Origin of the sequence: Mesorhizobium sp. Mes31, from assembly GCF_024519675.1 — a bacterium.
Classification (GTDB): domain Bacteria; phylum Pseudomonadota; class Alphaproteobacteria; order Rhizobiales; family Rhizobiaceae; genus Mesorhizobium.
The window spans coordinates 1-383 of the sequence record NZ_JALJRL010000078.1; the positions used below are offsets into that span (position 1 = coordinate 1).

A 383-nucleotide genomic window follows, 5' to 3' on the forward strand; every position below is an offset into this window, starting at 1 on the left:
AGATGGTCGCCATGCCATGATCGGGTACGGCTTCGACCCGGATCGTGACGTTGCCCGCGGCAAAATCGATCGGGGTGACGCGATGGGTCTTGGAAAGGGAGAAGAACGGATAGGCCATGAGATCCTGCGCGTCTCGTGGAGCGAAGTCGCCAGGCAGCGCCCGGAACAGGTCGAGTTGCCCGCGCTCCGAAAGGGATTGGTTTCGCGCCACCATTTGAAATCCGCGCGCGGTCAGCGTGCGTATCGTCCGCCGTGCGCCGGCGGCATCGATGTGTGACGCTTGGCCGGCAGGACCGATCCACGCGGGTCGGATGTAGAGGTGACGGCACCGCGTTCGGCCCAAGCCTGAAGATCGTCGACGGCATAGACGACACGGCCGCCGA

General features: G+C 64.5%; 1 protein-coding gene and 1 pseudogene. Both read right to left on the reverse strand.

What is annotated here, in order from left to right:
* On the reverse strand, nt 1-214 hold a 214-nt coding region (locus NR193_RS33380), incomplete at its 3' end, for a replication initiator protein A (protein WP_256754902.1).
* 17 nt (nt 215-231) lie between these two features.
* A pseudogene (locus tag NR193_RS33385) lies at nt 232-383 on the reverse strand (DNA-binding protein); the annotation flags it as partial.